A 26,355-nucleotide genomic window follows, 5' to 3' on the forward strand; every position below is an offset into this window, starting at 1 on the left:
ACGGCCTCATTTCTCGCTGCCGTCCAGATCAGATGCATCGCTCTCTGGGCTAAAATCTTGTGACGACACTATCTAAACAGTCCGTTTGGCTTTTTGTTTGTAGCGGTCGAAAATCACCGCCGCCAGCAAGATCAAACCACGCACCACGTACTGAGCAAATGGCGAGATGTTCAGCAGGTTCATCGCATTCTCCACCGTCCCCAGAATCAGGATCCCGGCGACCACGTAAGAGATCTTGCCGATCCCCCCTTTCAGCGACACGCCACCCAGCACACAGGCCGAAATCACAATCAGCTCATAGCCAATTGAAGTCATCGGCTGGCCGCTGGTCATACGTGAAGCGAGGATAATCCCCGCCGCCGCAGACACCAGCCCGGAGAGAACGAAGATAATGATCTTGGTACGCACCACCGGTACACCCGCCAGACGCGCCGCTTCCTCATTGCCGCCAATCGCCAGCGTGTTACGCCCAAAGGTGGTTTTGTTGAGCAGGAAGCCAAAGATTATCAGGCAGGCGACCGTCAGCCAGATAGGTGCCGGCAGCCCCAGCCAGTTGGCATAACCGAGGCTAAAGAAGCTCTCATCTTCAATACCTACCGCTTTACCGTCAGAGATGATATAGGCCAGCCCGCGTACAATTTGCATCGTGGCCAGGGTCGTGATCAGGGCGTTAATTTTCAGCCGGGCAATGACAAAGCCGTTAATAAAGCCACTGACGACGCCCAACATCAGACCGGCAAACACGCCGACCCACAGGCTACCCGACAGGTTAATCACTACCGCCGTCGTCACACCAGCGCAGGCAATCACCGATGCAACCGACAGGTCGAAGTCACCGGAGGCCAGACAGAACAGCATCCCGCAAGCCACCATCCCGGACATGGAGATCGCCAGCCCCAGCCCTTTCATGTTCACAAACGAGGCGAAGTTTGGCACAAAGACGGCGCAGCCGATGAACAGCGCGGCAAACACCACCAGCATGCCGAACTGGTCCCAGATACGCCCCAGGCTGAATGGCGATGGCGACTTCGGTGCGCCAGAAGACGTTACAGATGACATCATATTCTCCTTGCTCAGGCGACAGCCTGGCTAACTTTAGGCATCGCGAGGCTGAGCGCTCGCTGTTCATCGGCCTGACCATGAAGCAGTTCACCGGCAATTTCACCTTCGCGCATCACAACGATACGGTCGGCGACGCCAAGCACTTCCGGCAGGTCGCTGGAGGCAAATAACACCGCAACCCCGCGGGCTGCCAGCGCGTAAATCACGTTATAGATTTCATGCCTGGCGCCCACGTCAATCCCGCGCGTAGGTTCGTCGAGCAAAATGACTTTCATCTCCTCCGATAACCAGCGTCCCAGGATGGCTTTCTGCTGGTTGCCACCGGAGAGGTTCATGATCAGTTGATCGGCGCTGGGGGTTTTGATATTCAAACTGCGGATATGGTGATCGGCGTTCTGCACCTCCCAACCATTGTTAATTAAGCATCCCGCACGAATAAACTTACGCCGGGCGCTGATGTTGATGTTCTCCTGCACGGAGTGGACGGGAATAATCCCCTCCGCCTTACGGTCTTCCGGGCAGAGCATCATACCGGCGCGAATGGCATGGGCCGGTTTCTGAATATTGACCGCAGCCCCGTCAATAAAGACCTGCCCTTCAGTAATGCGCGTACCGCCGAACAATCCCTTCATTAACTCACTGCGCCCGGCCCCAACCAGACCGAACAGACCAACAATTTCCCCACTGCGTACCGTCAGGCTAATGGGCGTTCGTACGCCGGGGGCTTTGACCTGATCGAGGCGTAGCCGCTCCTCACCGTAATCGCGCGCTTGCCAGCCGTAGATATCACCCAGCTCGCGGCCCACCATCGCCTGCACCAGCTGGTCATGGTTGACCTGCTGCATATCCGTAAACGTCTGCACGTAGCGGCCGTCTTTGAAAACGGTGATGGCATCGCTGAGGGAGAAGATCTCTTCCATACGGTGAGAGACATATAAAATGACGCGCCCTTCTTTGCGCAGCTCGCGAATCACCCTAAACAGGTTTGCGATTTCGCGCGCCGACAATGAGCTGGTCGGTTCATCAAAGGCGATAATCTTGGCATTACGGGCCAGCGCCTTGGCGATTTCCACCATCTGCCACTGGCCGATGGAGAGATATTTGAGCGGCGTCTGTGGGTCAATATCCAGCCCGAGGTGTTTCAGTTGCAGACCCGCTTCGTAATTAAGGAGTGAGCGGTTAACAATTCCGCTTTTATGGGGTAACTGGCCGAGATAGATATTCTCCGCCACCGTCATTTCCGGTACCAGATGCAGTTCCTGGTAGATGATAGCCACACCCGCATTGAGCGCCGCCGTGGTATCCGCGAAGGCCATCTCCTGGCCTTTAATGGCCAGCGTACCGGTTGTCGGCGCGTAATTACCGCTGAGAATTTTCAGCAGGGTCGACTTACCCGCGCCATTCTCCCCCATCAACGCGTGGATCTGACCGGCATGACAGTCAAAGCTGATATCACTCAGGGCCTTGACGCCGGGGAACGTCTTGCCAATGCCGCGGAAGGAAAGATAAGGAGTAGAGTCTTGCATAACGTCTCCGTGAATCAGTTCAGTGTACTTCTGGCCCTCCCCCGACTGCGGGAGGGCACAACCATCAGAGATTTACTTCACGCCTAACCCTTTTTTCGCCAGCTCTTCTTTGAAGTTATCGCGGGTGATCAGCACCACATCGGTAACCGCAGTGAATTTCGGCGGCTCAACACCTTTGGTGACCCAGTTGTAAAGCAGTTCGCTGGTTTTGTAGCCGTGAACGTCCGGGCTTGGCAGCAGCGAACCATAGAAGCCGGTCGCCTGTGCTTTGGACAGTTCGCTAACCGCATCCACGCCGTTGATACCGATACCAATCACATCGCCCGCTTTAAAGCCCTGACCTTCGGTTGCACGCACGCCGCCGAGGACGGTGTTATCGTTCATGCCGAGTACCAGCCAGTGTTTGACTTCTGGATGCTGCACCAGCAGGGAGTTACCGGCATCAAAGGCGCCGGGGATGTCGTTAGATTTTGTCGGGACCTGATAAATTTGTTTTTCCGGGAAGCCTGCGGCTTTCAACGCATCCATTGAACCGGTGGTACGGCGACGCGCGGTATCCAGTTCGTTGGCGGTGATCGCCATCACGCCGGTTGTTTTCACATCCCACCCGCGTTTTTGCATCTCTTTATAGAGTTCCTGGCCCTGACGTGCGCCGATTTCACTGGCCGCCATCATGACCAGAGGAACGCTGGTCATTGGTTCGCCTTTGGCGTTGACGAACTGGTCATCCACGGTGATGACTTTCATGTCATAGCCTTTGGCCTTGGCAACAATCGCCGACCCCAGTTTCGGGTCCGGAGTACAGATAACGAAACCTTTCGCCCCGCTCGCTGCCAGGCTATCGATGGCGTTCAGGGTTTTTTCACCGTCCGGAACGGCAATTTTAATCACCTCAAACCCTAAATCTTTGCCTGCCTTATCGGCGAATTTCCATTCGGTCTGGAACCAGGGTTCTTCCGGCTGTTTGACCAAAAAGCCCAGTTTCATCGTTTCAGCAATAGCGGATTGTGACATAACGGCAGCCAGACCAATGGCTGCTAACGCTTTAGTGAATTTGTGCATGGTTAACTCCAGCTTTGACTTTCTTTTATGTAGGGAAAAATAACTACCGGTTAATTTAAAAGGTAATAAAACAATGCATTAGGTTCCGAACTTCCCTGAACACCTGTGCTGGCAGTAGTTTTAGCGGGAAATTGATTCTCCATAGGAGAGCAATATCACACCGCAGAATTACAGTAATTCCGTACATAAATTCAGCGGTTTTAGACATAAAAATGAGGGTATTTGTCGTACAAATTAGAAGGGTGTTAGCAGAATGATCCATAGCCTCAGCTCGGATATCCTTGTCCCCCGATACAGGGTGTATCGGGGTGTACAGATTACCAACGGTAATAAATGTGCTCAGCGTGATCGCGAACAGGCGCTTCATCACCTAACAGACGTGCCGACAGAGCAAACGCGAAATCAAAGGCGTGCCCCAGACCTTTACCGCTCAGCAGGTTGCGGTCTTCCACTACCGGAGCATCGATATACTCACCGTTTTTAACCTCCTGCCACAGCTCGCCGGAACAGACGTAGCGGCGGCCATTCAGCAGATCATTGCCGCCGAGCACTCTGGCAGCAGCAGAGCAAATTGGGCAGATCAGCTTGTTTTGCGCATCATGATGTTTAACAAACGCGATGACATCAGCATTGGCGGCAAGGTTTACGCTGCCCTGTGGGCCGCCAGGGAGTACCACGGCGTCGTACAGCGTTTCAGCGCGCTCGGTCAGCGTGCTGTCTGCCACCATCGGAATATTGTGATAGCTCACCACCGCACGGGACTCTGCGCAGGCCAGCGTCTCAACCTCGATATGCAGGCGACGCAGAATGTCGATGGTTATGATCGCTTCTGCCTCTTCAAACCCTGGCGCCAACAGCACCGCCACTTTTTTCATTACGGACTCCTTACCCTGTTTTTGTAAATAATTGTCCTTACAATAAATCAAAACACTGTTTCAAAATCACCCACAGGTCACACTCTTGCCGTTTGCTATACACAACCTGTCACTTTTTATACAACCGGCGAATTATCAGTACGTTGAACAAAATATCTATTATTGCCCGGTGAATTATTCACACCGAAAATAATAAAAAATGAGCAGATATAACAGAATAAAAAAAGGATCATCCAAATGTCACAGGGGTGTAACGAACGGTAAAGTAATATAATTGAGGATATTCTTAAACCGCTAAACTCGCTATGCTACTCCCATCGAGGTAGAGGACTGCTGGAAAGTTTACCGCATTAAATAATCACGTGCGAAACCTTACCCTGCAATAAGGATATTATTATGACGACCTCCGCAATGGCGCAAAAATTAAATGCACAAATGAATCTGGAATTTCGAGCATCACATATTTATATTTCGCTCAGCAACTGGTGTATGGAGCGCAACCAGCCCCGTATGGGCGTATTTCTGCGTATTCAGGCACAAAAATGCGTGACCCATATGATGTGCGTATTCGATTATATCAAGGCATCGGGAAGGCACCCTGTTATTAGAGCGGTCAATATGCCGGATCACAGCGTCGCCTGTCTTGATGATGCACTCAGCCAGATTCTGGAAAACCAGGCGCTGCGCGCCTATGAACTGGAGTGTCTGGCTGAAGAGGCTAAAATGAATACTGATACACTGACACTCAATCTTCTGGAAAATATTCACGCAGAACAACAAGGCAACAGTGAAGAATTTAAAAAGCATCTCGATATATATTCCAGAGAATCAATTTCCTTAACCTGGTAATATTCCCGCCATTAAATATACTGCGACCAGCCGAATGCAAACCCCTATTTGCACGGCTGATCTATTATTTTGCCAAGGTATGAATCATTTGTTAATGGAAAGTGTATAACTTATTGCTTTTATTAAATTTGCTCAAATTGGATCTGGCTCTCATTGAAAGGCATTACAAAATGTAATGATTTGTTCAATGTGTTAATGTCAAGGACAAGGTGAGTCATGATTACCATTGAATTTATCATTATAATTCTCTGTTTATTAATAGGGACGCGTTTTGGCGGGATGGGGCTGGGTTTAATCAGCGGTATCGGCCTTTTTATCCTGAGTTTTGTATTTGGTCTGGAACCGGGCAAGCCGCCGGTTGATGTTATGCTCACGATTCTTGCCGTTATCGGTTGTGCAGCCACGCTGCAAACCGCAGGCGGTCTGAACGTAATGATGCAATTCGCCGAGCGGTTATTACGCCGCCACCCGCAACACATCACGTTGCTGGCACCATTCACCACCTGGACATTAACCTTCCTGTGTGGCACCGGACATGTGGTTTACACCATGTTCCCTATCATTGCCGACATCGCACTGAAGAAAAATATTCGCCCGGAACGCCCAATGGCAGTGGCGTCCATTGCCTCGCAGATGGCGATCACCGCATCACCGGTGTCAGTTGCCGTCGTCTCACTGGTCTCGATACTTGCTGCACAACATGGTATTGGCCATGCGTGGAGCATCCTTGAAATACTGGCCGTATCTGTCCCGGCATCCCTGTTCGGGGTGGCCATTGCGGCACTGTGGAGCCTGCGTCGTGGTAAAGATCTGGCGGACGATCCGGAGTTTCAGGCGAAATTAAAAGACCCGAAACAGCGTGAATTCATCTACGGCGGCAGCGAAACGCTGATGAATCAGAGCTTCCCGAAGCAGGCTTACTGGTCAACGTGGATCTTCTTTGCCGGGATCCTGGTCGTGGTGTTACTCGGGGCATTGCCGCAGTTGCGTCCGGCGTTCGAAGTCAAAGGTAAGATCTCCCCGCTTTCCATGAACCTGGTCATTCAGATGATAATGCTGATTGCCGGTGCCGTGATGCTGGTGGTCTGTAAAGTCAACGCGTCCGCCATTTCCGGCGGTGCGGTATTCAAAGCGGGGATGGTGGCAATTTTCTCAGTCTTCGGCGTTGCGTGGATGAGTGATACCTTTTTCCAGGCGCATCTGGACGAGTTAAAAATGGCGCTGGAAGGCGTCGTGAAAAGCCATCCGTGGACCTACGCGATCGTTCTGTTCCTCGTATCGAAACTGGTCAACAGCCAGGCCGCCGCACTGACCGCCGTCGCCCCCATGGGCCTGATGCTGGGCGTCGAACCCAAAATGCTGCTGGCCTTCTTCCCGGCCTCTTACGGCTACTTTGTGCTGCCGACCTACCCAAGCGACCTGGCCTGTATCGGCTTTGACCGCTCAGGCACCACGCGCATCGGTAAGTTTATTATTAACCACAGCTTTATTATTCCGGGTCTGATTGGCGTGAGCTGCGCCTGCGCCGCCAGCTACATGCTGGTTTCGGTCTTCTTCTGATAAACAAAAAGCGGCGAAAAATCGCCGCTTTCACTGCTGTTCCGCCTTTTACTGCGGACATAAAAAAACCTGCTCTCGGCAGGTTTTTTTCATCAGAACATAGCACCAGGGGGTACGTCTTTGAAAGTTTTGCAGTAGGTTTCAAAAATGCTTTTCAGGATTTTACGCAGTTTCATGTCTTGCTCCGGCGATTTGTTATGCAGGTGTTATCGGTTGATGCGTACATAATATGACCCACATCACAAAAAGCAAGCATTCCGTGATGTAAATCACTTTTTAATTTTTTAAGAAGTCGGTTTTTTGTTAAAAATGCGTGTTGAATCTGCGAGTTATAACGCTAAAGTTTTTTAGGTTTTTAAAATATATTTGGAAAAATCGGGCGGGAAAAAACGTTCTTTTAACACTGCGGGAAAACAGAGGCCAGCTCACGCTGGCCCCGTGGGGTATCAGGCAAGGATCTCACGTACAAAGGCTTCGATCTCTTTGTCCTGGCAATTTTCAAAGAAGCACTGCTGGAAACGCGGGCCAGATACGGCGGTTTTCACCAGCTCCGGATCGATAGCGCGCAGCGTGTCGAGGTAATTCTCTTTGACCACCGCCACTTTCACCTGATTCAGGATACCGGCATTACGCACCTGCGGCTCTTTACGCTCCGGCGGATAGCCCTCACCGTTACGGCCGGTGAACGCTTTTTCAAAGATGAAGCGCACATTCAGTTCCGCGCCCCAGCCAAAGCCTTTCGCGAACGGTAATGACAGCGCGTTGCCATTGTTAATCTGGGCAAACAGGAACGCATCAGCCGGATCGATACAGTAGCCGCATACCACGCCCGGGTGGATGTTCAGGGACCTCAGCGCGCCCTGCCCTGTGCCGCAGCCGGTGACCACAAAGTCAACCGCTTTGGCATTCAGCAGAATGCTGGCCATAATACCAAGGTGGATATAGGTCAGGTGATGATCGTTTTCATCACTCATGCCCACGTTGAAGACCGGAAAGTCTTTTTCATCCGCAACCGTTTTAAGCTCTTTAAGGATGATGGCGTTTTTCCCTGCCTGGCTGTTTTCCATCATCAGTGCAATCTTCATGTTCATCTCCTGGTTAATGCATTGGATAGCCAAATTTAGTCAACCTTACTACCTGACAAACATACTTTCAAATTTAATGAAAAAATGTTTTAAAAAAGCAAATTGCCTTCACATTTTTGCCGGTAACGACCCTGAGCGTCTTGCAGGCTCGCAAAATGAAGAAAAAAATGTCGGCAGGCAAAGGCTTACTAAACTGCATATAAAACAATAGTGACAACGACTGAGGATGCCCAGGTGAAATGGTGCTGCGGAAGAAAGCTAACCACCTCGCTTTTCTCACTGTTCTTACTCTGTAGCACGCTTCTCTGGCTCGGGCATGCCAGCGCAGCCCCGTCTGCACATCAGAAACAGCCGGATCCTATTCCCCGTGGGTCTATGACGGTGAAAGCTTCGAGTTCTGGCGCGACGCGCAAGGAAATTATCAGGGCTTGTACCCACGTATCGCCGGCATGCTCAATGAGCGCTTTGGCTATAACATCCAGATACGCCCCATTGGCGGAGATGAGATTAGCCAGCGTTTCAATAGCGACAGCTACGGCTTATACAGCGGTGTGATCCGCACCGAGGAGCGGACGGATTTCTACATTAACGACGCCAGCGAAATGGACAATACCGCGCGTTACTATCAATTATCCCGCCCTGCGCATCACCTGTGTGTTTGCCTTTAGCCCACAGTTGCGTGCCATCAGGGAAGACGTCAATCAGCTGATTAATGACGAATACCGTAGCGGCAAAATTGCGGTCCCCGAACGCATCTTGCGCAAAGAAGGGCCACTCACCCCGGATGAGTTTGACGAGATGAAACTGCATACAATCAAGGGCTGGCGCATTATTCAGGGGCTATCGCTGGGGTCAGTGGCAGAAAACATGATCCATTTTCATCATGAAAAATGGGACGGAAGCGGCTATCCGGAAGGCCTGCGCGGGGAGCAGATCCCTTTGGAAGCGCGCATCCTGGCGCTGGCCGACGTTTACGATGCGCTACGACAAAAACGCATCTATAAACCCAGCTTTAGCCATGAAAAAGCCGTGCAGATGATTGAGGATGGCAATGGTCGACATTTTGACCCACGGCTGGTCGCCCTTTTTCGCCAGCAGCAGAATGTTTTTGCCCAGATTTATGACCGCCTGGCAGACTGAACGCCGTTGCGCGTAAAAAGGCCAGTTACGCAGGCTATTCTGCCGATTGCCCGCGTGAGAAGTCGGTAAGATGCAACAATGCCCATAAGAATCAGAGCGATTTAATGAACAAAATCCTTGTTGCCGCCTCGCTGCTACTGCTCGCCGGGTGCTCGATAACAAAAGAACCCAAAGTCAGTAACGTTGACAATACCAATGGTCTGATCCGCCTAAGTTTCAGTCAGGCGATGATGCAAGACGCGCACTATGACGAATACACCACGCAGGGAACCGCCAACAAGCAGTGCCAACAAATGGGCTATGCGACCGCGGTGGCCTACGGTCAACCGATTTCAACCTGCAGCCTGATCAGTGGCTCTGTCTGCATGAACACCACCATCACCATTCAGTACCAGTGCCGCGGTATGGCGCTCAACCGCACCCCAACCATCGGGGCATGGTAACGGTTAATGCCAGCGAATTTTCGCTGGCATTAATATTTATTTAAAATATAGAACAATTATCATTTCCCCATTTATTTCCCTGCAATGCGTTTTATTCCCATTCTCATTTTTAATAAAAATTATTTTTTATTTTACCTTTTGCAAATAATTAAATAACAAATTATAGTGGCCGCTCATTACCCCCCTTTATTATTCTTCTGGAGCGGCACCATGCTTAAAGCTGAAATGATTGAAAAACTGAATGAGCAGATGAACCTCGAACTTTTCTCGTCTCTGCTTTATCAACAAATGAGCGCCTGGTGCAGCTATAACAGCTTTGAAGGTGCGGCCGCGTTTCTGCGTCGTCACGCCCAGGAAGAGATGACACACATGCAGCGTCTGTTTGATTATCTGACAGATACCGGCAGCCTGCCGCGCATTAACACCATCACCTCGCCGGTGGCTGAATATGGCTCACTGGATGAGTTATTCCGTGCGACCTACGAACACGAGCAGCTCATTACCCGTCAAATTAATGAACTGGCGCACGTGGCAATGACCTCGCAGGATTATCCAACCTTTAATTTCCTGCAATGGTACGTCGCAGAACAGCATGAAGAAGAGAAACTGTTTAAATCCGTTATTGATAAGCTGACGCTGGCAGGTAAAAGCGGCGAAGGCCTCTACTTCATCGATAAAGAGCTGTCGACTCTCGATACCGCAAATTAAGCAAAACGCGGTAATGAACGTTCATTACCGCGTTATTTTTTTAATGCTGACAGATTTTACTTTCGTGGGTAGAAAACCCATCTTCGGCGGGAATGAATTTCCCACGCGATGCCAGAAACGCTACCAGCTCCCCTGCCGTCATATCTTCTGCTGAACAGGTATGAAAACGCGCGTCGTCGCCAAAGCGCGTACAAATTGCCGCTTCCAGACTCTTCTCGGAATAACGTTCGCCTGACTCCAGCATCATATTAAGTACTTCGTGACCATGAATTGACGCCATACATCCTCCACTTAAAAGATGCATCATAGACACATCTTTAGGATGGTTTTTTGCGCTATGACAGGTTTACATGCATCCCGCGCAACTTGTACATCGCCAGTCCTGCCGATTCACCGCCTGATAGAAATAACGATAATTCTCCGTTTCCATGGGGATGTGGTGGTCATAAAACAGATCGGTCAGCCACTCGACATTGTCGATAATCCACTCGTCTTCGTGCAGTCCCTGGGCAAAAGTTTCATCGTCCGGGTCGATAATCGAGTAGATGGCCCAGGTATTCATGTCCTTTTCCCGCCGGGATTCTGGCAATATAACCGCCTCGCCCTGCCAGGTAATGATCCAGTTACCGTGACATAACAAATTCCCACCGCGCGTCCATTTCGCAACAAACGGATTCGTCCCCGACATGACCACCTCTTTTTTTGAATCTTTATCATTCTTTTTTAAGGTACGCCTGATTGTCGCGCAAAAATATTGTCCTTATGAAGTAGACAAAGTGCCTGATTCCGCTGGGCAAATGTCCGAAAGCCCACACCGCCGATGGAATGGAACTATTAGTTTACACCTATTGTAAGGCCTGTTTGACGACGTCGTACTTTTCACATACTCTGCGCCGCAGATTTGAAGATGAATGGAGTTTAATTCCAGAGGAAAGTGTGAAAAATCGAACACTTGGTAGTGTTTTTATTGTGGCAGGAACCACAATTGGCGCAGGTATGTTGGCGATGCCACTGGCGGCAGCCGGAGTGGGATTCAGTGTAACGCTGGTTTTACTCTTCGCGCTGTGGGGACTGATGTGTTACACCGCGCTGTTATTGCTGGAAGTCTATCAGCACGTGCCTGCAGATACCGGGCTGGGCAGCCTTGCGCGGCGCTACCTTGGGCGCTATGGGCAGTGGGTCACCGGTTTTAGCATGATGTTTTTGATGTATGCCCTGACGGCAGCCTACATGAGCGGTGCCGGCGAGTTGCTGGCCTCCAGCCTCACTGCCTGGACCGGCATGAACATCTCGTCAGTTAACGGCGTCTTCCTGTTTACTTTTGTCGCCGGTGGCGTGGTCTGCATTGGCACCTCGCTGGTCGATTTATTCAACCGCTTCCTGTTCAGCGCCAAAATTATCTTCCTGGTGGTGATGCTCGCGCTACTGCTTCCGCATGTTCATCAGGTGAATTTACTGACGCTACCACTGGAAAAAGGGCTGGCCCTGTCCGCCATGCCGGTCATTTTTACCTCGTTTGGTTTTCACGGCAGCGTGCCGAGTATCGTCAGCTATATGGGTGGTAACGTGCGCAAACTGCGCGGGATATTTATTACCGGCAGCGCCATCCCGCTGGTCGCCTATATTTTCTGGCAACTGGCCACCCTTGGCAGCATTAAGTCATCCACCTTTATGGGGATGCTGGCCAACCATGCCGGGCTTAACGGGCTTCTGGAAGCGTTACGCGAAGTGGTTGCCTCCCCGCATGTGGAACTGGCGGTGCACCTGTTCGCCGACCTGGCGCTGGCGACCTCGTTCCTCGGCGTATCCCTTGGGCTGTTTGATTATCTCGCTGACCTGTTCCAGCGCCGTAACACCGCCACCGGGCGTCTGCAAACCGGGGCGATTACCTTCCTGCCGGCGCTGGCGTTCGCCCTCTTCTATCCGCGTGGGTTTGTGATGGCGCTGGGTTATGCAAGCGTGGCACTTGCGGTGCTGGCACTGCTGATACCGGCCCTGTTGACGTGGCAAAGCCGTAAGATGCACCCGGAAGCGGAATATCGTGTTTTCGGGGGTAAACCTGCGCTCTGTCTGGTTATGGCCTGTGGGGTGACCATTATCGCGGTACAGTTTGCGATTTCAGCAGGTTTGCTGCCAGAAGTAGGATAAAAAAACGGGCTCGCGATGAGCCCGATTTTTTTAGTGCAGACAGCAGCTTTTGAATTTCTTACCGCTACCGCATGGGCAGGGATCGTTACGCCCGACTTTGACGCCATTCACCTGTGGTTGCTGAACAGCTACCTGCTGCGGGTTTTCCGACCAGTAGTCGTAAAGGCGCAGCGCTGCGGGTTTGATAGCCTCAATGCTGGCATTAAATTCCTCTTCGGTGAATTCATCCAGACGGTCGAAGTTCTCTTCCAGACCATGTAACGCAATCACATACAGATCGGCCTTACGCTCCTCCGGCAAGGCTGACCAGTCGGTGAGCGCCATGCCGCGCATGTAACCAAAACACCACTCTTCCACCACCGTGTAGCTCTTGCCGTCCACTTCGTTGTAGCCAAAGACAGGCTCAAACTGATCCGGGTAATCACTCAGGCGTTCGGCGATATCGTTCAGATGTTTAAAGCAGAGGTCGATAAAGCGGTTCATCTCGCGATCGTTCTTCCAGCGCGGGATATTCTTTTCCCCGCCCCACACGGCCACCAGCCAGCGAGCCGGCTCCACAACCACCGGACCAGACAATACGGCCGTCAGCATGCCATCCAGTTCCGCCACATCAAGTACGGATTCATCGTTTTGGCCATAGGCGACTAATGTCTCTTCCAGCCACTGCAATTCATTTTCATTTAACGGGCCTTCGGTCATTTACGACTCTCCTGATGGCATAAGGGATAGAAAAAAAAAGAAGGGTATCACAGAAACGATAATCGTAAAAAAAGCCGGGACAAGCCCGGCTTTTATCATAGGGAAACAAGCGTTAATTTTTCGTTGCGCTACCCACTCTGTTAATTGATGACAGTATGCAGAATCACGGCTTTAGTGTCCGGATCGATAAACTGCACATCATCTTTTACCAGGGTGGCGTTGAGGATATTGCGGTCGCCATTAATGCTGTCGATATGGATGAAGTATTTCACAGCGGTACTGATATTTTTACCTTTGCCGTTGAAATCGGCGAATTTCGCGGAAATATCGCGCGCCTGATCGTCCGGAATTTTTACCGTGCAGCCACGCAGTGTTTTATCAACAGATAATGACACGCCGCGGTCGCTGACCGTAATACCACCGTTCATATTGCACAGGAAGTTATTATACTTATACCCTTTGATGGCAAGGTCATAGCTGCTTCCGGTCAGGGTAAAGACGCCCATATCGCTGATTTTGATTCCGTCTTCACCGGATGCTGTTTTCAGTTTCAGGTAGTCTTCATTGTGATAAGAACCGTCGCTGACCGAATAAAGCACAATATTTTTAATGTCTTTATATTGCGCAATTTTTGCCTTAATTTGCGGCAGTTCTTCTTTCTTGATGTCTTCTTTCGCAAACGTATCGCTGGTGCTGTTCCATTTGTTGCTAAAGAGCCCCATCAGTTCATCATCGCTAAACTGGCGTGGTGTCTGAGAGAAATAGGCATAGAAAAGATCTTTTGCGGAAATGGGCTGGTATTCGCTGTCCGGGATATCACGCAAAGCCTGGTCTTTCGCATTCAGCTCAGCTTCGTATTTATCACGCCACGCTTTCTGGCCCGCCGTCGGCTCAACCTTGCTTTGCCGCATATCCGTCAGCGAGATCTGGCCTTCGATGACCATTTTCTTGTCAGCTTTAGTGATGGTATAGGAAACCGGCGTCGAGAAGGCTTTGCCATAAATCTCATCGCTGCTGAAATCGGCCTAGGCGCTGCAGTTCAGGCGTTCCTGCCCGGTAGAAGAAAGCGTTGGGTTGCTGATTTTCAGGACATCTGACTGACCAAAACCTTTGTTAAAGGTCTCAGCGGTATAGAGGAAGTCGGAATCGATACGGTTTTTTCTTCTCTGCTCAGAATCAGTAATGCTCTTGGTTATACTGGCGATGCGATCAACAAAAGGAGAATAGTTAAAGGGATGCTGGGTTAAAAATTCGCTGGTGCCTGCTTTGAAGTTGTTGGTTAATTGCTCAAGCGCCTGCGGAGACTTACATAATGCCTGCGCTTCTTCATTTGTCAGTTCGGAGATTTTTTTGTCTTCAACCGATTTATCACAGCCGGCCAACACCACTGAAAGCCCTAAAATACATACAATCCCGCGCATAAACCCCTCGTTAAATAATGTCTTTTAAACGTTATATTCCGCAATCCCAGCAATATTGAGACTCAGAAAAGCGGCGTGTAACGCTAACAGGATTAGACGGCGGCGTGTAGCCACCTGATTTAGTACGCGGATAGGCAGATGGAATACCAGGAAAGGAAAACGTAATGCGTATATTCGCGAATCACAGATGATTAATGATAAAAACAAAAAAACCACCCGGAGGTGGTTTCACGACACTGCTTATTGCTTTGATTATTCTGTTCTTTCCCATGGTACCCGGGGCGGGACTTGAACCCGCACAGCGCGAACGCCGAGGGATTTTAAATCCCTTGTGTCTACCGATTCCACCACCCGGGCTCGGAAAGAAATTGGAGGCGCGTTCCGGAGTCGAACCGGACTAGACGGATTTGCAATCCGCTACATAACCGCTTTGCTAACGCGCCAGATACTTCAGGCTTTTCAGCCAGCACCCGCAATATGCCGATGCTTTTAAACTGGAGCGGGAAACGAGACTCGAACTCGCGACCCCGACCTTGGCAAGGTCGTGCTCTACCAACTGAGCTATTCCCGCAATATCAAGTTTAATGCTAATTACTTGATTTTGTTATCATCTGGCGAGCTGTACTGCCGTCTGATGCGATGCATTCTACTTACCTGACGCACTGAGTCAACGATATTTTTCAAAACCCGGATCGTTTGCTGAAAATTAACGCGATACGATCACTGATCGAGCAAATCCCCGCGCGCAGCGTTCAGATATTGCAACATGGACCACAGTGTCAGCAACGCCGCGATAAAGAACAGGCCAATTCCCGCCCACTCTACCCACTCGTTCGGGCGCCACAGCATCCAGGTCAGCGCCGCCATTTGCGCGGTCGTTTTCACTTTCCCCACCCAGGACACCGCCACACTGTTACGCTTTCCGAGCTCCGCCATCCACTCACGCAGCGCTGAGATAATGATCTCACGGGCGATCATCGTTGCCGCAGGCAGCGTTACCCACCAGCTGTGGTAATGCTCAGCCACCATCACCATGGCGATAGCCACCAGCACCTTATCGGCTACCGGATCGAGGAATGCACCAAACCGCGTGCTCTGATTCCAGCGACGGGCCAGAAAACCGTCAAACCAGTCTGTAACCGCAGCAACCAGAAAAATCAATGCCGCTGCGAAAGGTGACCACGGAACAGGCAGATAAAACGCCAACACAAAGAATGGAATCAGGATGACGCGGAACAGGGTGAGCAATGTAGGAATATTAAATTGCATAGTGACGGTAACTGTCTGTTGTCAGTAAATTTTGACCCTATGTTGCTACAGAGCCTTTAATGTTTCAACGAGTAGTAGATCTTTTCTGCCAGGCCTTGCGAGATACCCGGCACTTTTGCAATTTCTTCGATGCTCGCATTCTGCAAGCCTTGCAGACCGCCCATGTACTTTAACAGCATCTGGCGGCGCTTCGGCCCCACGCCTTCGATGGTCTCCAGGCTACTGGTATTTTTCACTTTTGCCCGTTTTTTACGGTGACCGCTGATTGCATGATCGTGCGACTCGTCGCGAATATGCTGAATTACGTGCAGCGCCGGAGAATCCGGTGGCAGGCTGAACCCTTCCCCTTCCGGTTCGAAGAACAGCGTCTCAAGCCCGGCCTTACGGTCGGTACCTTTCGCCACGCCCAGCAGTAGCGGGTGGTGCTTATCCCACGGGACGTCGAGTTCAGCAAACACCGTTTTAGCCCGGCCCAGCTGTCCTTTCCCGCCGTCGATCAAAATGACATCCGGGATTTTGTTCTCTTCAATCGCTTTCCCATAACGACGACGCAGTACCTGGTTCATTGCTGCGTAATCATCGCCCGGCGTGATGCCGGTAATGTTGTAACGACGGTATTCCGCACGCAAAGGTCCGTTGGCATCAAACACCACGCAGGACGCCACCGTCTGCTCGCCCATGGTATGGCTGATATCGAAACACTCCATGCGCTTCACTTCTGGCAGCTTGAGCAGCGTTGCCAGCGCCGTCAGACGTTGACTCACGGTCGACTGCTGCAACAGTTTCGTACTGAGCGCCGTCGCGGCATTGGTGCGCGCCAGTTTCAGGTAACGCGCGCGATCACCACGCGGTTTGGTCTGCACGTTAACCTTGCGCCCGGCAAGCTCCGATAAGGAGTCCGCCAGCAGCATTTTATCGCTCAGGTTGAAATCGAGCAGGATCTCGCCCGGCAGGGTGCGCATCTGGCTGCCCTGCAGATAAAACTGCCCGACAAAGGTTTCCACCACTTCGCCGAGCTCCGTGCCGCCCGGCACTTTCGGGAAGTAGCTGCGGCTCCCCAGGACTTTACCCTGGCGAATAAAGAGCACATGCACGCAGGCAATCCCGTTATCGAATGCCACGCCGATCACGTCCAGGTCGTCTCCGGTATTCGAGACAAACTGTTTCTCAGTGACTCGACGCACAGCCTGAATTTGGTCGCGAATACGCGCCGCTTCTTCAAACTCCAGCGCCTGGCTGGCCTTTTCCATCCGCGCAATAAGCTGTGTCAGCACCTGATCGTCTTTGCCGGCCAGAAACAGGCGCACATAGTCCACCTGCTGCGCATATTCGTCTTCGCTTACCAGGCCCGCCACGCAGGGGCCAAGACAGCGGCCAATCTGGTATTGCAGACAGGGGCGCGAGCGGTTGCGATAAACGCTATTTTCGCACTGGCGCACGGGAAAGATTTTTTGCAGCAGTGCCAGGGTTTCCCGCACCGCATAACCGTTTGGAAACGGGCCGAAATACTCCCCTTTCGCGTGCTTCGCACCACGGTGCATCGCCAGACGCGGATGCGTGTCGCCGCTGAGGAATATAAAAGGATAGGATTTGTCATCACGCAGCAGTACGTTGTAGCGCGGCTGGTAAAGCTTGATGTAGTTATGCTCGAGTAGTAACGCTTCCGTCTCGGTATGGGTGACCGTGACATCAATTTGCTGGATCTGCGCAACCAGCGCCTCCGTTTTTCGCGAAGCAAGATTGCTGCGAAAATAACTGAAGAGGCGCTTTTTGAGATCTTTTGCTTTGCCTACATAGATAACAGTGCCGCCGGTGTCATACATACGGTAGACACCCGGCTTGCTGGTCACTGTCTTGAGAAAGGCTTTTGAATCGAAAACTTCATTCACTGACTTGCTAACGTCTCCGCATTGCACAGACCGTGGCGAATTGCCAGGTGAGTCAGCTCCACGTCACCGTGTATGTTCAATTTACTGAACATACGATAGCGGTAGCTGTTCACCGTTTTGGGGCTGAGATTCAGTTGTTCAGAGATCTCATTGACCTTCTGACCTTTGGTGATCATCAGCATAATCTGCAATTCGCGTTCAGACAAACTGTCAAACGGGGAGTCAGTTTTTTCCGGTTCGATCTGGCTGAGCGCCATTTGCTGAGCAATGTCGGAAGCGATGTATCGCTGCCCGGAATGCACGGAGCGGATCGCATTGACGACTTCCTGAGGCGCAGCGCCTTTGCTGAGATAGCCCGACGCCCCCGCCTGCATCACTTTTGCCGGAAGCGGGTTTTCGGTGTGAATGGTTAGCATGATGACTTTCGTGTCGATATTCGCGCGCGCAATCTTGCGTGTGGCTTCAATTCCGCCAATGCCAGGCATGTTCATATCCATCAACACAACGTCGACGGAGTGTGTCCGGCACCATTTTACGGCATCCTCACCGCAACAAACTTCGCCAGAAATTTTTATGCCCTTAATATCTTCGAGAATGCGTCGTATCCCTGCGCGCACCAGTTCGTGGTCATCAACAAGAAGTACGTTGATCAATGGAATATCTCCAGAAAAGGGATGACGCTGCTGCAAGCTAATTCCTCACATACTAACGGTTTTCACCGCATTATTGAAAGTTAAAAAATGCCTCCCATTCGATTTTGTTCTCGTTTTTGGAAATTAACCTGTACATTATGTGGAAACTTCTGCAGGCCGCGCCGCATCAGGGCTGCGTTTTAAAAAATGTTTTCGGAAAGCTGCCCAAAAGTTCTTTTTTATTCTGAGGGAAAAATAAAAGCAGGACTTTGTAACAATAATTAACCGTCGGTCTACCTCAATTAAACATATATTTTGGCTACACTATTCGAATTAAATATTCGCTTAATGTTTAATTTAATAAACCAGGTTGCAGGCGCACAAAAAACAACCACTGCTATTTTTCCCGCGGCTTGTGGTATACTCCGCCGCTTTGGCATTCACCGTCACGTTAAGCACGGTAACATAACGAGGTAAATAAATGAGCACACCTGATTTTTCCACTGCTGATAATAACCAGGAACTGGCTCAGGAAGTCTCATGCCTGAAAGCGATGATCACGCTGATGCTGCAGGCAATGGGGCAAGCTGATGCGGGTCGCGTCATCATTAAAATGGAAAAACAGATCGCGACGCTGGAAGATGAAGCTCAGGCAGCGGTGTTCACCAACACTGTGAAGCAGATCAAACAAGCTTATCGCCAGTAAATGAATCCGGCTGGCAGCTCACAAAAGCTGGCAGCCGGTATGCGTCTGGCACGCAGAACAAAGGTGAAGCTCAGATGATTCCCGTCGCAGCGGCGTAGCAGGCAATCTGCGTTTTATTCGGCGCGTTGAATTTCTTCTGCATATTCTTCTGGTGAAAATTCACCGTATTCTCGGAGATGGACAGAATCATGGCGATTTCCGCCGAGGTTTTCCCTTCCGCCGTCCATTTCAGAATTTCTTTCTCGCGCTTACTGAATTTCATTTCTGGCGCAATAACCATATCGTCGCCCAGCCGGGAAAGCGTAATCAGACTGTACTGAACCAGCGTTTGCAGGCGCAGTTCAATCTCTTCGTCATACTGCGGATGATGCAGAAGACTGGAACGAGAAACGGACAGGAACCCCAGCGCATGATTTGGCAGCATCAAACACTGCGTAATCCCTTTGCGTAATCCAAAATCCCGCGCGGTATTCCATAATTCCGGCGTCTCGTGAAATAATTTGTCATTCCACGGCAAATGTCCGTGCAGGAAATTTTCCGGCTTGAGTACAGGATCGACGGCGAAATAATTTTCGGCCTGATAATGTGTCATCCAAGCGTCCGGGTACGTGGTGTGTACATTGATTTTCGGGCGCGTAAATGGCACCGGATGACGGACACACAGTGCAAAATAGTCAAATTCCAGCAGCTGCGTTTGCTGCTGTAATGTTGAATATACGTCGTCCTTGTCCGTTATCTCCTGAAAACGTAGCAGCATCTCCCTGCGCCACGAGAAAAAGTCATTATCCCGCATACTGACCGCTATCACCCCTGTGACAATAATAATCATTCTTATGAATACAATAAATTAACACATAAATCTTTTTTATATGCGTAAAATATCGGTTTTATGGAAAATAAGTAAGAAAATTCGCGTGTTACATGAACTATTTGAGACAGGAAACTCTGTTTTTTTGTGCTAAAGCAATGCGCCTGAATAGCGCCAAATAGCATTATTAACGTTGCCTGTAATTAAATACGCATTAATAAATTTAGCTTAAGTCAGGGTTATTCTCCGATTCGGAAAGCGATTCACTCCCGAATCGGAAGATCGTTACTGCATCAGGAATTTTTCCAGGAATTGCTGTGTACGCGGCTGCTGCGGATGGGCGAATAAGGATTTCGCCGGCCCCTGCTCGATGATGCGTCCCTGATCCATAAAGATGGCCCGGTCCGCTACATCACGGGCAAAGCTCATTTCATGGGTCACGATCACCATCGTTCGTTTTTCCTGCGCCAGTTGGCGGATAGTATTGAGCACCTCCCCCACCAACTCAGGATCCAGCGCTGAGGTCGGCTCATCGAACAAAATGACATCCGGGCGCATCGCCAGCGCACGGGCAATCGCCACGCGCTGCTGCTGCCCACCGGACAAGCGCCGGGGATAGCTGGTCTCCTTGCCGCTTAAGCCGACTTTCGCCAGCAGATCACGCGCACGTGCTGTCGCTTCATCCTTCGGTTCACCTTTCACAATCACCGGGCCTTCAATAATATTTTCCAGCACCGTGCGGTGCGGAAACAAATTGAAGTTCTGGAACACAAACCCCACGTGCTGGCGCAACTGGCGAATCAAGTTCTTCTGTTGCCCCAGCGGCTTCGCAGTGTCGATGGTCATGTTACCCACCCGAATCGTACCGCTCTCGGGCTGCTCCAGCAGGTTGATACTGCGTAGCAGCGTGGTTTTTCCGGATCCGCTGGGGCCGATAATCGCCACGACTTCACCTTGCGCCACCTCCAGATCGATACCGTGCAGCACCGTCTGGCCGTGGAATTGCTTCACCAGATTTTTCACTTCGATGGCACTCATTTTGGATCGCGCTCCTGACGGTTCAACTGATTTTCAAAGTAGTTCTGCAAGGCAGAAAGCACCGTCGCCATCACCCAGTAAATCAGCGACGCAGCGAGATACATGGTGAAGACTTCCAGCGTACGTGACGTGATCAGTTGCGCCTGGCGGAACAGTTCCGGTACCTGAATCGTTGCCGCCAGCGAGGTGTCTTTCACCAGGCTGATAAAACTGTTCGACAGCGGCGGCAGCGCCACGCGCGCGGCCTGCGGCAGAATCGCGCGACGCAGCGTTTGCCACGGCGACATACCGATACTGGCCGCCGCTTCCCACTGCCCTTTATCAATAGAGGAGATCGCCGCACGCAAGGTTTCCGACGCATAGGCTGCCGTATTGAGCGACAGCCCAATCATCGCTGCCGGGATCGGATCCAACTCAATCCCGAATTGCGGCAGCCCGTAGTAGATCATAAACAGCTGGGCGATAAGCGGTGTACCGCGAAAAATCGAAATGTAGACGCGTGCCAGCCAGCGCACAGGCAGCAGCGGCGACAGGCGCATTAACGCCAGCATAAACCCCAGCAGCAGGCCAAAAAACATGCCGCCGATACTCAGTTGCAGCGTAAATACCGCCCCTTTAAGCAGGAACGGTGCAGAGTCGATCACCAGTTGTAGACTTTCTTGCATTATGGTTGTTCTGCCTGGAGATTAAACGTGCGGGTGATAGGCAAACAGCGCCGGAGCACCACCGGTGTGGACAAACAAAATCGGGCCGTCATCTTTAAAACGCTTCTGCTCAATCCCATCCAGCAACCCAGCCATTGCTTTGCCGGTATAGACCGGGTCAAGAAGAATACCTTCCAGACGCGCCAGCAGTTTAACAGCCTCCATGGCTTCATCATTAGGCTGGCCGTAACCCGGCACAAAATAGTCATCCCAAAGGGTAATCTCTGCCCTGGCCTTCACCTCCAGCAACAGTGCTACCTCTTGTTGCAGGGTCACCACTTTCGGCTTCTGATCGGCAACGCTGCGCGATACCGTCACGCCGATTAACTCGACATCCGGGAGCAACTGTTCCAGACCAATCGCCAGCCCGGCATGCGTTCCGGCGCTGCCTGACGCCACCACAACCGAAGAAAGCCCCACCGCCCCTTCACACTGCTGAGCGATTTCCAGCGCGCTTTCTACATAGCCCAGCGCCCCCAGCGCGTTTGAACCGCCGACCGGGATCACGTAAGGCCGGAAGCCCTGGGCCTCAATACGCGTCGCCAGCTCTTCCAGTTGGCGTTTGGGGTCGGTCAGCGCGTCGCACATTTCAATTTGCGTATTGAACAGATCCAGCAACAGACGGTTGCCGTTAGTCAGGTAGTTTTCCGCTGTCGAGCCAATCGGATTTTCCAGCAGCGCAACACAGTGCAGCCCAAGCTTTGCCGCCACCGCCGCCGTCTGGCGCACGTGATTAGATTGAATGGCGCCCGCAGTGATTAATGTATCCGCCCCTTCGCGCAGCGCATCTGCCGCGAGAAACTCCAGCTTACGCAACTTATTACCACCCATCGCGATGGGGGTGACGTCATCACGCTTAATAAAGATATCGCGACCGAGGAAATCAGAAAAACGCGGCAGGTATTCCAGCGGCGTCGGCGCGCCGATAAATTCCAGGCGTGGAAAACGGGTGAGATTTTGCAAGGACATATATCCTCCGGTAGCGAGATGTGTAGTGTTTTTATTATGCACGTATACAGCGCGTAAATGAAAAAAGGCGCTGAATTTAGCGCCTTTTTCTTGCGGAGAGGTTACTTCGTCACATCAGCGCCAAACCATTTTTCCGACAGCGCCTTAAGGGTGCCGTCTTTCTGCATGTCGGCAATCGCCGCATCAATGGCTTTCAGCAGGTCTTCATTGCCTTTACGCAGGGCAACGCCCGATTCCTGGCGTGAAAAGGCATCACCGGCTACTGCCAGCGTGTTGTTGGTCTTTTTCACCAGATCGAGTGCGGCGAGGCGATCCACGAGAATGGCGTCAATGCGGCCTACGCGCAGATCCTGGTATTTGGTCGGGTCATCATCGTAGGTGCGGATATCGACGCCCTGGACGTTAGCACGCAGCCACTCTTCATAGTTGGTGCCCAGACCCACCCCCACTTTTTTGCCTTTCAGATCGGCAGAGGATTTAATGCCACCTTCGTTGCCTTTTTTCACCAGCGCCTGGATACCGGAAACGGTGTACGGCGTGGAGAAGTCATATTTTTTCTGACGCTCGGGGGAGATGGTGACCTGGTTAATCACCACATCAATACGTTTTGAATCTAGCGACGCCAACATACCGTCCCATTTCGTGGGTTTCAGATCTGCTTTGACGCCCAGATGTTTCGCCAGCGCATCGGCGAACTCCACTTCGAAACCGGTAAGTTTGCCATCATCGCCCTGGAAGCTGAACGGTGGATAGGTGCCTTCCAGACCCACCAGCAAGGTGCCGCGCTCTTTAACTTTATTCAGTAGATTTTCAGCGGCGAATGTTTTGACGCTCATCCCCGCAACCAGCGCGACAGCCATCACCCCCATCAGCGCCTGACGACCCAAAAGTGCAAGTTTCATAGTGACTCCGACCAGAAAATGAAGATCGTAACGCACAGGTGCCTGAATCATTTTCAGGCACCTGTGCGTCACATATTATTCATTTTTAATATATATCAGATCGGGCACCGACAGCGATCTTTTGCACGACGTTAAAACGTGATTGTGCTTTAAATTGTGCGTACTTACGCAGCGCTATGCGGTAATTGTTGGTACTGGTGGTGGGTAACCAGGGTTCCAGATTCTCATCAGGATACCCTTCATCGAGAAGGTGACGGGAGATGTTCAATTCACTCAAATGATTTCCCAGGCGGCGAAGACGAACCACGTATTCGCGCACCGTGCCATGACTCATTTCAGTTTGATCGAACAGGAATTGTTTAAATCCAATGATATCGAAGAAGTCACTTTGCTCTTTGCAATGCAGGTCACCACAGAATCGGCAGAGCGCTACCCATTCTTGTTGTTCCTGCTGCCAGGCGGCCTCATCCAGAAGCATATCCAGGCGTGAAATTGCAATTTTGTTCACAATTTCTCCTCGACGCACCAGGGTGATGCGGTCGAGTAATTTGTGACAATGGGCGCAATGTGTCTGGCTGTGTTTAAAGTCTTTTAAATAGCGGCTTAGTGGCCGTCTTTTAGGTTGCTGCACCGTCATGATAACTCCTGGTTGTCAATGCGTTGTGCGGCATTTTTCAGGGGCGATCCCGACAGATAGTCTCACCAACCTATAACTTACCCAGCTTTGTACGTAAGCGCTTAATAGCCTGACTATGCAATTGGCTAACCCGAGACTCTCCGACGTCAAGAACAGCACCAATCTCTTTGAGATTAAGCTCTTCCTGGTAATACAGCGTCAGAACCAGTTGTTCACGCTCCGGTAAGGATTCAATGGCTTCCATTACACGGTGACGCAAATTACTTTCCATTAACTGGAATAACGGGTTTTCCTGTTGATGATCGTCAGTCACAACTTCGATACTGTCACCATGCTCTTCTCGCCATTCGTCATAGGAGAAAAGCTGGCTGTTGTTGGTATCGAGCAGCATCTGACGGTATTCCTCAACCGGAATACCGAGACGTTGTGCGACTTCTGTTTCGCTCGCATTACGTCCCAACTCTTGCTCAAGTTGCCCCATAGCCTGTGCTACCTCGCGGGCATTACGCCGGACACTGCGCGGCACCCAATCACGGCTGCGCAATTCATCCAGCATAGCCCCACGAATACGCTGCACTGCGTAAGTGGTAAATGCCGTTCCTTGCAGAGCGTCGTATCGGTCAACTGCATTCAGTAACCCGATCCCGCCCGCCTGTAGCAGATCGTCCAGTTCCACACTCGCCGGCAAACGCACCTGCAGGCGCAATGCTTCGTGACGCACCAACGGTACATAACGCTGCCACAGCGAGTGTTTATCCATTACACCTTCAGCGGTATACAGTGAATTCACGATAAACAGCCCTGCGTTAGTTTGAGTTATCGGCATGATTATCCGATTCTGTAGCACTTTTAATCGGATGAATAGTGGGTGAAATGGGGGGTTATTTGCAGGGTTGTGTATCAGACATCATCTCATACTGTAAACGTACACTCCCATCCGCCCGGGCGCCGCATGATCAATGTATTAATTTCACCTGCTGGTACAGAAATCGGTCGTGAGATTTGGCTATCGCTTCGTTATGAAAAAACGGTGAAGCTATTTCTTGCAGGCTCCGATTATGACAACCATGCCCGTTATAACGATGAGCAGTACCATATATTACCTTCGGTGAATGAAGATGGCTGGCTACAGGCTCTTGAGGCATTTGTTTTATTATACGACATTCATTTTATCTTTCCTGCTCATGACGACGTGCTATTGGCTTATGCACAGCATCAGACTGAAATATCAGCAAAAATTGTATCTTCTGAAACCGAATGTTGTGAAATTACTCGTTATAAAAGCCGAACCTACGATAAGTTACGGGATATAGTCCCGGTACCTCGTTGCTATAAATCAGCGGAAGAGGTTGAAAGTTGGCCAGTATTTATTAAGCCAGACCGTGGTCAGGGTGCGCAAGGTGCGTTAAAAGTTAACGACAAATCCACGTTAGAAATACAATTACGCGACAACCAGGATTTGCTGATTAGTGAATATCTGCCCGGTGCTGAATATACAGTCGATTGTTTTACGCAAGAAAAATATGGGGTTGTATTTTGCCAGCCGCGTACTCGCGAACGTATTAGAGCGGGAATTTCAATGGCTTCGGAAACGGTCGAACTGCCAGGAATCCTTGAGATGGCGCAGGCAATTTCAGCGCGTCTTAAACTGAAAGGGGCATGGTTTTTCCAGGTTAAAAAATCGGCTAATGGTGCACTCACTCTGCTGGAAGTTGCCCCCCGAATTGCCGGCACTATGGCGGTAAATCGTGTGCGCGGTGTCAATTTTGCTCTGCTATCTTTATACGAACACCAGGGTTTGTCGGCCACCATCGACGCACTTAAACCGACCAATCGCATCAGCAGGGCATTAACGAACCGTTTTCGTTGCGATATTCCCTTTGGCCATGTTTACGTTGATTTCGACGATACAATCATCATTCACAACAAACTTTGCCTGCCACTCGTTCGCTTTTTATATCAGTGCGTTAACGAAGGGATCCCCTGCTATCTCATCAGTCGTCACGACGGCGATTTACAGTACCAACTCAAACGCTGGCGTCTTGAGACTCTGTTTGATCGGGTCTTCCATATCTCGCGTGATGAGAAGAAATCCATCTATATCACTCACCCTGACGCCATTTTCATTGATGACAGCTTCCGTGAACGTCAGGAAGTACATCAGGCATTAGGCATCAATACTTTCGATGTCAGCATGCTGGATCTGCTTCTTAAGGAATAACC

General features: G+C 50.9%; 31 protein-coding genes and 3 tRNA genes. 10 read left to right on the forward strand and 24 right to left on the reverse strand.

The annotated features are described in order from the left end of the window. Window positions 1–72: 72 nt before the first annotated feature. From araH to ACSZPU_RS06990, 4 genes are all read right to left on the reverse strand, one after another. On the reverse strand, window positions 73–1,059 hold the full coding sequence (gene araH, locus ACSZPU_RS06975) for an L-arabinose ABC transporter permease AraH (RefSeq protein WP_498996968.1): 987 nt from the start codon (window positions 1,057–1,059) through the stop codon (window positions 73–75). Window positions 1,060–1,073: 14 nt separating this feature from the next. After that, entirely contained in the window at window positions 1,074–2,588 is a 1,515-nt protein-coding gene (gene araG / locus ACSZPU_RS06980; protein ID WP_498996889.1) for an L-arabinose ABC transporter ATP-binding protein AraG, read from the reverse strand. A gap of 72 nt (window positions 2,589–2,660) precedes the next feature. Then, complete coding sequence (locus ACSZPU_RS06985; RefSeq protein WP_498996891.1) at window positions 2,661–3,650, reverse strand: arabinose ABC transporter substrate-binding protein; 990 nt, start codon at window positions 3,648–3,650, stop codon at window positions 2,661–2,663. 317 nt (window positions 3,651–3,967) lie between these two features. Further along, a complete protein-coding gene (locus ACSZPU_RS06990; RefSeq protein WP_498996894.1) occupies window positions 3,968–4,525 on the reverse strand; it encodes a DJ-1/PfpI family protein in 558 nt (185 codons plus the stop codon). A 396-nt stretch (window positions 4,526–4,921) separates the two neighbouring features. On the opposite strand from ACSZPU_RS06990, the gene ACSZPU_RS06995 reads away from it, so the two are divergent. Both ACSZPU_RS06995 and ACSZPU_RS07000 read left to right on the forward strand, forming a co-directional pair. Beyond that, the gene (locus ACSZPU_RS06995; RefSeq protein ID WP_498996896.1) at window positions 4,922–5,374 is read left to right on the forward strand and encodes a ferritin-like domain-containing protein; all 453 of its coding nucleotides are present in this window, start codon (window positions 4,922–4,924) and stop codon (window positions 5,372–5,374) included. 216 nt (window positions 5,375–5,590) lie between these two features. Beyond that, entirely contained in the window at window positions 5,591–6,934 is a 1,344-nt protein-coding gene (locus ACSZPU_RS07000; RefSeq protein WP_498996899.1) for an anaerobic C4-dicarboxylate transporter, read from the forward strand. A gap of 92 nt (window positions 6,935–7,026) precedes the next feature. Here ACSZPU_RS07000 and azuC read toward each other — a convergent pair whose 3' ends face one another. Beyond that, window positions 7,027–7,110: a stress response protein AzuC gene (gene azuC / locus ACSZPU_RS07005; protein ID WP_088218881.1), complete on the reverse strand. Its 84-nt coding sequence runs from the start codon at window positions 7,108–7,110 to the stop codon at window positions 7,027–7,029. A gap of 270 nt (window positions 7,111–7,380) precedes the next feature. After that, window positions 7,381–8,019, reverse strand: a complete 639-nt coding sequence (locus ACSZPU_RS07010) for an RpiB/LacA/LacB family sugar-phosphate isomerase (protein ID WP_498996901.1) — start codon at window positions 8,017–8,019, stop codon at window positions 7,381–7,383. A gap of 428 nt (window positions 8,020–8,447) precedes the next feature. Here ACSZPU_RS07010 and ACSZPU_RS07015 point away from each other — a divergent pair, with 428 nt between their 5' ends. The 4 genes from ACSZPU_RS07015 to ftnA all read left to right on the forward strand — a co-directional run bounded on the left by ACSZPU_RS07015 (window position 8,448) and on the right by ftnA (window position 10,310). Further along, window positions 8,448–8,687 (forward strand): hypothetical protein, encoded by a 240-nt coding sequence (locus tag ACSZPU_RS07015; RefSeq protein ID WP_498996905.1) that lies wholly within the window; start codon window positions 8,448–8,450, stop codon window positions 8,685–8,687. Further along, window positions 8,674–9,159: an HD-GYP domain-containing protein gene (locus ACSZPU_RS07020; RefSeq protein ID WP_498996907.1), complete on the forward strand. Its 486-nt coding sequence runs from the start codon at window positions 8,674–8,676 to the stop codon at window positions 9,157–9,159. The genes ACSZPU_RS07015 and ACSZPU_RS07020 overlap by 14 nt, the downstream gene beginning before the upstream one ends. A 104-nt stretch (window positions 9,160–9,263) precedes the next feature. Continuing rightward, window positions 9,264–9,602: a YecR family lipoprotein gene (gene yecR / locus ACSZPU_RS07025; protein ID WP_498996909.1), complete on the forward strand. Its 339-nt coding sequence runs from the start codon at window positions 9,264–9,266 to the stop codon at window positions 9,600–9,602. Between the two features lie 210 nt (window positions 9,603–9,812). Next, window positions 9,813–10,310, forward strand: a complete 498-nt coding sequence (gene ftnA, locus ACSZPU_RS07030; protein ID WP_498996912.1) for a non-heme ferritin — start codon at window positions 9,813–9,815, stop codon at window positions 10,308–10,310. Between the two features lie 40 nt (window positions 10,311–10,350). On the opposite strand, the gene ACSZPU_RS07035 is transcribed toward ftnA, so the two are convergent. Continuing rightward, window positions 10,351–10,590, reverse strand: a complete 240-nt coding sequence (locus ACSZPU_RS07035; protein WP_498996916.1) for a YecH family metal-binding protein — start codon at window positions 10,588–10,590, stop codon at window positions 10,351–10,353. A 66-nt stretch (window positions 10,591–10,656) separates the two neighbouring features. Further along, window positions 10,657–10,998: a PM0253 family protein gene (locus tag ACSZPU_RS07040; protein WP_498996919.1), complete on the reverse strand. Its 342-nt coding sequence runs from the start codon at window positions 10,996–10,998 to the stop codon at window positions 10,657–10,659. A 248-nt stretch (window positions 10,999–11,246) separates the two neighbouring features. Here ACSZPU_RS07040 and tyrP point away from each other — a divergent pair, with 248 nt between their 5' ends. After that, window positions 11,247–12,458: a tyrosine transporter TyrP gene (gene tyrP, locus ACSZPU_RS07045; RefSeq protein ID WP_498996922.1), complete on the forward strand. Its 1,212-nt coding sequence runs from the start codon at window positions 11,247–11,249 to the stop codon at window positions 12,456–12,458. A gap of 30 nt (window positions 12,459–12,488) precedes the next feature. Here tyrP and ACSZPU_RS07050 read toward each other — a convergent pair whose 3' ends face one another. The 9 genes from ACSZPU_RS07050 to uvrY all read right to left on the reverse strand — a co-directional run bounded on the left by ACSZPU_RS07050 (window position 12,489) and on the right by uvrY (window position 18,389). Continuing rightward, window positions 12,489–13,157 (reverse strand): YecA/YgfB family protein, encoded by a 669-nt coding sequence (locus ACSZPU_RS07050; RefSeq protein ID WP_498996925.1) that lies wholly within the window; start codon window positions 13,155–13,157, stop codon window positions 12,489–12,491. A 140-nt stretch (window positions 13,158–13,297) separates the two neighbouring features. Then, on the reverse strand, window positions 13,298–14,101 hold the full coding sequence (locus ACSZPU_RS07055; RefSeq protein WP_498996929.1) for a hypothetical protein: 804 nt from the start codon (window positions 14,099–14,101) through the stop codon (window positions 13,298–13,300). A gap of 81 nt (window positions 14,102–14,182) precedes the next feature. Continuing rightward, window positions 14,183–14,578, reverse strand: coding sequence for a hypothetical protein (locus tag ACSZPU_RS07060; protein ID WP_498996932.1), 396 nt, complete (start codon window positions 14,576–14,578; stop codon window positions 14,183–14,185). Window positions 14,579–14,848: 270 nt separating this feature from the next. Then, a tRNA-Leu gene (locus ACSZPU_RS07065) sits at window positions 14,849–14,935 on the reverse strand. Between the two features lie 12 nt (window positions 14,936–14,947). Next, a tRNA-Cys gene (locus ACSZPU_RS07070) sits at window positions 14,948–15,021 on the reverse strand. A gap of 52 nt (window positions 15,022–15,073) precedes the next feature. Further along, a tRNA-Gly gene (locus ACSZPU_RS07075) sits at window positions 15,074–15,149 on the reverse strand. A gap of 149 nt (window positions 15,150–15,298) precedes the next feature. Beyond that, window positions 15,299–15,847, reverse strand: coding sequence for a CDP-diacylglycerol--glycerol-3-phosphate 3-phosphatidyltransferase (pgsA, locus tag ACSZPU_RS07080; RefSeq protein ID WP_498996935.1), 549 nt, complete (start codon window positions 15,845–15,847; stop codon window positions 15,299–15,301). A gap of 56 nt (window positions 15,848–15,903) precedes the next feature. Further along, window positions 15,904–17,736, reverse strand: a complete 1,833-nt coding sequence (gene uvrC, locus ACSZPU_RS07085; protein ID WP_498996939.1) for an excinuclease ABC subunit UvrC — start codon at window positions 17,734–17,736, stop codon at window positions 15,904–15,906. Then, complete coding sequence (gene uvrY, locus ACSZPU_RS07090; RefSeq protein ID WP_498996941.1) at window positions 17,733–18,389, reverse strand: UvrY/SirA/GacA family response regulator transcription factor; 657 nt, start codon at window positions 18,387–18,389, stop codon at window positions 17,733–17,735. The genes uvrC and uvrY overlap by 4 nt, the downstream gene beginning before the upstream one ends. Window positions 18,390–18,738: 349 nt before the next feature. Here uvrY and ACSZPU_RS07095 point away from each other — a divergent pair, with 349 nt between their 5' ends. Both ACSZPU_RS07095 and ACSZPU_RS07100 read left to right on the forward strand, forming a co-directional pair. Beyond that, a complete protein-coding gene (locus tag ACSZPU_RS07095; protein WP_498996944.1) occupies window positions 18,739–18,837 on the forward strand; it encodes a hypothetical protein in 99 nt (32 codons plus the stop codon). Between the two features lie 12 nt (window positions 18,838–18,849). After that, window positions 18,850–19,074 (forward strand): DUF2594 family protein, encoded by a 225-nt coding sequence (locus tag ACSZPU_RS07100; protein ID WP_498996947.1) that lies wholly within the window; start codon window positions 18,850–18,852, stop codon window positions 19,072–19,074. 70 nt (window positions 19,075–19,144) lie between these two features. Here ACSZPU_RS07100 and sdiA read toward each other — a convergent pair whose 3' ends face one another. The 7 genes from sdiA to ACSZPU_RS07135 all read right to left on the reverse strand — a co-directional run bounded on the left by sdiA (window position 19,145) and on the right by ACSZPU_RS07135 (window position 24,922). Then, window positions 19,145–19,867 (reverse strand): quorum-sensing transcriptional regulator SdiA, encoded by a 723-nt coding sequence (gene sdiA, locus ACSZPU_RS07105; protein WP_498996971.1) that lies wholly within the window; start codon window positions 19,865–19,867, stop codon window positions 19,145–19,147. Window positions 19,868–20,167: 300 nt separating this feature from the next. Further along, the gene (gene tcyN, locus ACSZPU_RS07110; protein WP_498996949.1) at window positions 20,168–20,920 is read right to left on the reverse strand and encodes an L-cystine ABC transporter ATP-binding protein TcyN; all 753 of its coding nucleotides are present in this window, start codon (window positions 20,918–20,920) and stop codon (window positions 20,168–20,170) included. Beyond that, entirely contained in the window at window positions 20,917–21,585 is a 669-nt protein-coding gene (gene tcyL, locus ACSZPU_RS07115; RefSeq protein ID WP_498996952.1) for a cystine ABC transporter permease, read from the reverse strand. The genes tcyN and tcyL overlap by 4 nt, the downstream gene beginning before the upstream one ends. Window positions 21,586–21,606: 21 nt before the next feature. Further along, window positions 21,607–22,593: a D-cysteine desulfhydrase gene (gene dcyD, locus ACSZPU_RS07120; RefSeq protein ID WP_498996953.1), complete on the reverse strand. Its 987-nt coding sequence runs from the start codon at window positions 22,591–22,593 to the stop codon at window positions 21,607–21,609. A gap of 101 nt (window positions 22,594–22,694) precedes the next feature. Next, a complete protein-coding gene (gene tcyJ, locus ACSZPU_RS07125) occupies window positions 22,695–23,495 on the reverse strand; it encodes a cystine ABC transporter substrate-binding protein (RefSeq protein WP_498996955.1) in 801 nt (266 codons plus the stop codon). 85 nt (window positions 23,496–23,580) lie between these two features. After that, a complete protein-coding gene (fliZ, locus tag ACSZPU_RS07130; RefSeq protein WP_498996957.1) occupies window positions 23,581–24,132 on the reverse strand; it encodes a flagella biosynthesis regulatory protein FliZ in 552 nt (183 codons plus the stop codon). 70 nt (window positions 24,133–24,202) lie between these two features. Further along, window positions 24,203–24,922 carry an RNA polymerase sigma factor FliA gene (locus ACSZPU_RS07135; RefSeq protein ID WP_498996973.1) on the reverse strand — a complete coding sequence of 240 codons (720 nt, stop codon included), beginning with the start codon at window positions 24,920–24,922 and terminating at the stop codon, window positions 24,203–24,205. Between the two features lie 162 nt (window positions 24,923–25,084). On the opposite strand from ACSZPU_RS07135, the gene ACSZPU_RS07140 reads away from it, so the two are divergent. Then, a complete protein-coding gene (locus ACSZPU_RS07140) occupies window positions 25,085–26,353 on the forward strand; it encodes an ATP-grasp domain-containing protein (protein WP_498996960.1) in 1,269 nt (422 codons plus the stop codon). Window positions 26,354–26,355 lie beyond the last annotated feature (2 nt).

It is taken from the genome of Phytobacter sp. V69, assembly GCF_965644215.1.
Classification (GTDB): domain Bacteria; phylum Pseudomonadota; class Gammaproteobacteria; order Enterobacterales; family Enterobacteriaceae; genus Phytobacter.

Excerpts from the sequence above, each read along its gene's own strand:
- azuC (WP_088218881.1), bottom strand. The coding sequence starts at position 7,110 with ATGAAACTGCGTAAAATCCTGAAAAGCATTTTTGAAACCTACTGCAAA.
- ACSZPU_RS06990 (WP_498996894.1), bottom strand. The coding sequence starts at position 4,525 with ATGAAAAAAGTGGCGGTGCTGTTGGCGCCAGGGTTTGAAGAGGCAGAA.
- dcyD (WP_498996953.1), bottom strand. The coding sequence starts at position 22,593 with ATGTCCTTGCAAAATCTCACCCGTTTTCCACGCCTGGAATTTATCGGC.
- araH (WP_498996968.1), bottom strand. The coding sequence starts at position 1,059 with ATGTCATCTGTAACGTCTTCTGGCGCACCGAAGTCGCCATCGCCATTC.
- ACSZPU_RS07000 (WP_498996899.1), top strand. The coding sequence starts at position 5,591 with ATGATTACCATTGAATTTATCATTATAATTCTCTGTTTATTAATAGGG.
- ACSZPU_RS07040 (WP_498996919.1), bottom strand. The coding sequence starts at position 10,998 with ATGTCGGGGACGAATCCGTTTGTTGCGAAATGGACGCGCGGTGGGAAT.
- ACSZPU_RS07100 (WP_498996947.1), top strand. The coding sequence starts at position 18,850 with ATGAGCACACCTGATTTTTCCACTGCTGATAATAACCAGGAACTGGCT.
- tcyL (WP_498996952.1), bottom strand. The coding sequence starts at position 21,585 with ATGCAAGAAAGTCTACAACTGGTGATCGACTCTGCACCGTTCCTGCTT.
- ACSZPU_RS07050 (WP_498996925.1), bottom strand. The coding sequence starts at position 13,157 with ATGACCGAAGGCCCGTTAAATGAAAATGAATTGCAGTGGCTGGAAGAG.
- araG (WP_498996889.1), bottom strand. The coding sequence starts at position 2,588 with ATGCAAGACTCTACTCCTTATCTTTCCTTCCGCGGCATTGGCAAGACG.
- ACSZPU_RS07010 (WP_498996901.1), bottom strand. The coding sequence starts at position 8,019 with ATGAAGATTGCACTGATGATGGAAAACAGCCAGGCAGGGAAAAACGCC.
- ACSZPU_RS07140 (WP_498996960.1), top strand. The coding sequence starts at position 25,085 with ATGATCAATGTATTAATTTCACCTGCTGGTACAGAAATCGGTCGTGAG.
- ACSZPU_RS07035 (WP_498996916.1), bottom strand. The coding sequence starts at position 10,590 with ATGGCGTCAATTCATGGTCACGAAGTACTTAATATGATGCTGGAGTCA.
- sdiA (WP_498996971.1), bottom strand. The coding sequence starts at position 19,867 with ATGCGGGATAATGACTTTTTCTCGTGGCGCAGGGAGATGCTGCTACGT.
- ftnA (WP_498996912.1), top strand. The coding sequence starts at position 9,813 with ATGCTTAAAGCTGAAATGATTGAAAAACTGAATGAGCAGATGAACCTC.
- tcyN (WP_498996949.1), bottom strand. The coding sequence starts at position 20,920 with ATGAGTGCCATCGAAGTGAAAAATCTGGTGAAGCAATTCCACGGCCAG.
- ACSZPU_RS07055 (WP_498996929.1), bottom strand. The coding sequence starts at position 14,101 with ATGGTCATCGAAGGCCAGATCTCGCTGACGGATATGCGGCAAAGCAAG.
- ACSZPU_RS06995 (WP_498996896.1), top strand. The coding sequence starts at position 4,922 with ATGACGACCTCCGCAATGGCGCAAAAATTAAATGCACAAATGAATCTG.
- ACSZPU_RS07060 (WP_498996932.1), bottom strand. The coding sequence starts at position 14,578 with ATGCGCGGGATTGTATGTATTTTAGGGCTTTCAGTGGTGTTGGCCGGC.
- ACSZPU_RS06985 (WP_498996891.1), bottom strand. The coding sequence starts at position 3,650 with ATGCACAAATTCACTAAAGCGTTAGCAGCCATTGGTCTGGCTGCCGTT.
- yecR (WP_498996909.1), top strand. The coding sequence starts at position 9,264 with ATGAACAAAATCCTTGTTGCCGCCTCGCTGCTACTGCTCGCCGGGTGC.
- pgsA (WP_498996935.1), bottom strand. The coding sequence starts at position 15,847 with ATGCAATTTAATATTCCTACATTGCTCACCCTGTTCCGCGTCATCCTG.
- fliZ (WP_498996957.1), bottom strand. The coding sequence starts at position 24,132 with ATGACGGTGCAGCAACCTAAAAGACGGCCACTAAGCCGCTATTTAAAA.
- tcyJ (WP_498996955.1), bottom strand. The coding sequence starts at position 23,495 with ATGAAACTTGCACTTTTGGGTCGTCAGGCGCTGATGGGGGTGATGGCT.